Genomic DNA, 5,349 nt, shown 5'->3' with positions numbered 1-5,349 from the left:
ATCACAAGATCAGCGACAGATCCAGTTTCTCAAGATGATCGGCGGCGGCGGCCACCCCGCCGGCGGCGGCGAAGGCGGCCCGCATCCGGGCAGCGGCGGCCCGGTACGACGGATCGTCCAGCACGGCCGTCACCGCGGAACGCACGGCGCTGGGTCCGGCCCGACCGAACTTGACGCGCACCCCGGCCCCGTTGCGGACGACCTGCTCGCCGATGATCGGCTGGTCGTCGCGAACCGGGGCGACCACCAGCGGAACCCCGTGTGACAGCGACTCGCAGACGGTGTTGTTGCCGGCGTGGCACACCACCGCCGACAACCGCGGAAGTAACACGACCTGCGGCACGAACGGCGCGACCAGCAGGTCGTCGGGCGCCGCGGCGGCGAGGTCGTCGACGAGCCCGGGTGTGGCGACGACGATCGCCTGTACCCGCTCGGGCAGGCCGAGCAACCCCTCCGCCGCCGCCCGCAGGAATCGACCGCCGGCCTCCCGGGTCACCGTGCCGAGGGAGACGAGCACCGCCCGGCGGGCCGGGTCGAGCCAGTCCCAGGGGAACTCGCCCACGCCGGCCCGTTTCCCGACCGCGCTGCCGACGAAGACCGCGTAGTCCGGGATCCCGGGGTTGTGCAGCATTTCCCGGACGGAGAAGACGAGGGTCAACGCCTCGGAGAAGCGCAGGTCCCCGACGGCCGCCTCGCCGGGCGGCACTCCGTGCCCGGTCTGGAACTCCCGCAGGCGGTCGACGACCCACTGCCCCAGGCCCGCGAGCGCCCCGTAAGGGTTGTCGAACTCGGCGGAGGTCGCCGCGAGGGTCGCCCAGCGCAGGCTCCGACGACGGGCGACGAGCGCGGCGCCCACCGCCTGCTGGTCGATGACGAGCAGGTCGGGCTGGAAGTCGTCGATGATCCTGTCGATCGCCGGGGCCATCATCGAGCCGAGCGGGAGCAGGAAGTCCTCCCACAGGAACTTCAGCGACGCCGGCCCCCTCAGCGCCCAAGACGTGTCCTGGATCCGGGACCACTTCTCGCCCAGGACCGCCTCGGGTAACGCCAGCAGGGCCAGCTCCGGCGAGATCAACGACCCGATGACGCCCGCGTACCCGGCGAGCGCCACCTCGTGACCACGGGCGGCCAGCTCGGCGGCGACCCCGACCGCCGGGTTGACATGCCCGGTCAGGGGCGGCACCACGAACAGCACGCGGCTCATCGGACTCTCCTCACGCCCCTCACACCCCTCGCCCCTCACACCCCTCGCCGGCCGCAGCTGCCGCGTCGGCCGGGATCGGGGCCGACCGGCGCTCGGCGTTGAGATCGGGCGGCGGCACCCGCTGCGTCCCCCAGTCCGGGGTGGCGAAGCGCCGGCCGTTCGCGCGCACGTAGGGCGGCGGCGTCGTCTGGCTGCGGAACAACCACCACCGCAGCAGGTCCCGCAGGTAGTGCGCGGCCTCCCGTAGCACCATGTGCGTGTGGTACTCCAGGACGATCAGGGTGCAATCGGGCACCAGCGCGGCCAGGCTCGCAGCCTGCCCGATGATGTCGGAGTTCTCCCCGTACACCGCGAGCACCGGGACGTTCAGCGCGGCCAGCGCCTCGGTGGAGAACGGCGGAGTCGCCAGCATGTCGGTGGCGATCGTCGTCTCCTACAGCAGCCGCTGCGCGGCCCGGGTGGCGTGACTGGCCACGCGCCCGGCGCCGTTGTCCAGCCACTCCTGGACCTCCTCGTCGCTCATCGCGACGAGGATCTGGGTCAGCGATCGGGCCATCTCCTCGCCGAGACCCTCGATCAGGAACGGCGGCTCGATCAGCGTCAGGCTCGCCACCCGGGAGGTGAACTCCAGCCCGAAAGCCAGCGCCATCGTGGCGCCGTAACTGTTACCCACCAGGTGCACCGGGCGGTCCACCCCGAGCTCGTCGAGCAGCCCGAGCAGGTCTGCCATCGAGTCCGCCAGCCCGTAGCCGCTGCGGGTCCGCTCGCTGCGCCCATGGCCGCGCAGGTCGTAGCAGATGACGTCGCAGCCGGCATCAGCGAGGCAGTTGCCCAGCGTGAAGTAGAAGCTGGAGATGTTGTCCATCACCATGCCGTGCACCATCACGACGACCGGCGAGTCCGTGGACGCTCCGCCCCTGGGCGCCAGTCGCTGCACATGCAGCCGGATCCCGTTCGCGATGACCTCAGCCACGGGCCTTCAGGCCGATCCCGCCGGCGCCAGCGTCGGGAGGCTGTCGACGATGAAGCGGACGACCTCGCCGACCCGCATGTTGATCACCTGGTCGACGTCCATGTCGGCAAGGAAGCCGACGAAGTCCACCGCCTCGCCGTATCGCTCACGCAGCCGGTCGGCCAGCGCCACGAACTCGATGCTCTCCAGCTCGAGATCCTGATTGAACGAGGTGGCCATCGTGATCTCCATGTCCACGACGTATTCCTCCCCGATCACCTCCCGCAGGAGCTCCGTGACCTCGCCGAGGATCCGGGCCTCGGCCTCGGCCCGTGTGACAGCGCCGGTGCGGTCGTCCGGTTCCGGGCCGGGAGGACCCTGCCTCGTCGTGCTCTGCGCAGACATCATCAACACTCCTTCTGGCTCTGGAGACCATGCGCCTCGACCTCGGGAGAGGTCCAGGCGACTATGTAATTGACGGTAGCGACATCGACTCTTCCGGCGGAGACGCCATCGCCCACAGCGTCCTGGCGCTGCGGCGGCGGTGCCCCGCCCTCGCGGGGCACCGGGCCGGTCGGTTCCGGCTGAATCCGGCCGGCGGCGTCCACCGTACGCAACGCCACCCACCGGGTCCGCTCCGGCACCGACCCGTCGGGACCATCCCCGTAGACGGTGACCCGGACCAGATCGGGCGGGGTGCCCCCCGCCCGGGAGGATGCGAGCCCATCCCTTCCCGGGAACTGGGCCGTCCCCAGGGAATGAGGGCCGTCCACGACGAACCGGCGTGGACGGCCGGCGAGGCCCGTTCCGTCGGCCTTCGCCGCCGCCTCTTTCGCCGCCCACAACCGGGTGAACCACACGGCCCGCCGGTGAGAATCGATGCCGGCGACCCGGTCGAGCAGGCGCAGTTCGCTGGGCGCCAAGGCCGCCTTCTCGACCCCGGCGGCGCGGGACACGATCTGCTCAAGATCGATACCGACCTCCCCGTCCGCGGCGACCAGGGCCACGGCGAGCTCCGGCTTGTGGGCGAGCGACACCCACGGGGGGTCGAGCGCGGGGACACCCGGCCGCGCCGGCAGGGAGGTGATGACCGGGGCACCCACGTCGTCGTTACGGATCCCGATCTCGATCCCCCAGACGGGCCCCGCTCCCCGCTCCCACAGCCATCGCCGGACTGCGTCCTGGACGGCGATCCGTCCCAACAGCCGGCCACGCGCCGCCCTGGGGTTAAGCGCGGCGAGCCGGGCACGCTCGGCGGCATCAGCGTAGTGGCGCACGATCAGTTCCCGCGAAGCCGCATCGGGCCAGCGGTCCACGGCGACCACCCAGCCCTCACCGGAGGGCTGCGCCACGGTGTTCAGCTCCGGCGCACGCACCATCGCCCAGAGCACGTCGTCGTTGGCGAACCGGCGGTCGGTCCACCCGGTGATGACCGCCCAGACACGCCCGTCAGCCCGCCGCACCTCCATGTCCGCGGTCACCGTGCGCTCGGCCACCTGACGGATCCGTACGACGCAGTCCACCAGGTCGCCCTCTACCGGCACCGGGCCGTGGAACCGCACGTCGGCCAGGGACTGCGGGAGCAGGAGGGAGTCGTCGGACAGATGCTCCATCGCCCAGTAGCCGAAGAGCTGGCCCACGTTGTCGAGCAGGGCGCCGGACGCCGACGGCACCCGCAGACGCCCCCGGATACCGGTCGGGGCGATCGCCTCGATCCGATGGATGCCCTGGTAGCCGGGACCGTGGAAGAGGAACCGGGCCCCGTAGAGATCCCTGCCATGATGCCGCGGGGGCCGCTCGGCGGGCAGCGTCGGGCCCGTCCGGCCCACCGACAGATCGGCGGTGATCGCGGTCGGCCCGGGCGACGGCAGGTGGTCCGCCGCGAACAGCACCGTGCCGCGGGCGTAGCCGTCCACGGTCACCCGCACCGCGTCCGGCCCTGCGGGGGCGAGCGCAATGGACACCTCCACCGCCGGCTCGATCGCGAGCCAGCGCAACGCCCGAACGTCTCGGACACCGACCGGCACCCGGCCCGGCAGCAGCGCGGCGGCCTCGCCGATCATGAGCTCGAGGACCTCGGTCATCGGCACGACCGGGAACAGATCGGACATGTCCGCCCAGCCCGGCGGCTGACGGTAGAAGCAGTGGTCGACGATGTGCGGCATCGACGCCAGCGACAGCCGTCGCCGGAACATCCGCGGCCCGGGTTCGGGACTGTCACGGGGCACGGGTACCCGGCCCACCGCGGACGTCCGACCTGCGCCCGGGGTCGCAGCGCCCGGGATTGCCCCGCCCCCCGGTCCGGGCGGGGGGACCCGAGCCGATGTCGCCCCATGCGACCAGCGGTCGACCACGGTGGACATCACCGCGTCCGCCTCGGCGAGCGCGGCCCGCAGCTCGGCGATCACCGGATGCGTCGGCACGTCACCCCCGGCCCAGGCCGGCGGATTCCGGTGGGTCCGATCAGCACTGCCCGGGTTGAGCAGGTCGCCGGCTCCGCCGCCGAGGCGGATCAGGGGGGTGCCGAGGCTCAACCGCACCGGGGCACCGACGCGGTGCAGTCCGTTGGCCCCCCCGGGGGGCGGCGGCACCGCCGGCGCGGGTCGCGACCGGCAGGGCAGCAGGTCCATCCGGGGCGCGGCGCCTTCCGCCCACATCGCCGCCGCGACCCGCCGCAGCTGGTCCAGCCCGGGGCGCTTCACGGTATTCGTGACCAACGAGAGATGGTCGTTGCCGGGCAGGGTGTCGTCGATGAATCCCGCGACGCTGCCCACTCCGACCTGGATGAAGGCACGCACCCCGCGCTCGCGCAGCCGCTCGACGAGCTGGCGGAAGCGAACCGGTTCGACCAGGTGCCGAAGAGCGAGCGCGCGGATGGCGTCGTGGTCGCTCGGGTAGGGCGCCACCGTGGTCGCCGACCAGATCGGCACGCTCGCCTCGACGAACGCGGTGAGGGCGAGCCGCGCCCGCATCGGGTCCAGGTACGGCTCGAGAAACGGGGAGTGGAACCCCGACCGGAACGGCAGGATCTGGCCCAGCACGCCGTCGCGGCGCAGCCGGTCCAGCGCGGTGCGCACGCTGTCCTCCCGCCCGCAGATGATCGACTGATGCGGGCAGTTGTCGTGGGAGACGACGACCTCGCCGAGCCCGGCGATGACCTCCGCCGAGCGCGCCGAAGACGACCCCCGACACC

General features: G+C 72.3%; 3 protein-coding genes and 1 pseudogene. All 4 read right to left on the bottom strand.

Annotated features, from left to right (window positions below; translation table 11 throughout):
* Position 1: 1 nt before the first annotated feature.
* Positions 2 to 1,204, bottom strand: coding sequence for a glycosyltransferase (locus AC08OQ_RS17425; protein WP_476612212.1), 1,203 nt, complete (start codon positions 1,202 to 1,204; stop codon positions 2 to 4).
* A gap of 19 nt (positions 1,205 to 1,223) precedes the next feature.
* Positions 1,224 to 2,177: pseudogene (locus AC08OQ_RS17420) on the bottom strand (alpha/beta fold hydrolase).
* 6 nt (positions 2,178 to 2,183) lie between these two features.
* Complete coding sequence (locus AC08OQ_RS17415; RefSeq protein WP_476591722.1) at positions 2,184 to 2,561, bottom strand: phosphopantetheine-binding protein; 378 nt, start codon at positions 2,559 to 2,561, stop codon at positions 2,184 to 2,186.
* Positions 2,562 to 2,563: 2 nt separating this feature from the next.
* A partial coding sequence (locus AC08OQ_RS17410; RefSeq protein WP_476612211.1) for a type I polyketide synthase occupies positions 2,564 to 5,349 on the bottom strand: 2,786 nt, incomplete at its 5' end.

This window comes from Frankia sp. CcCS3 (genome assembly GCF_977927575.1).
This window is presented reverse-complemented; position numbering and strand designations above follow the sequence as displayed.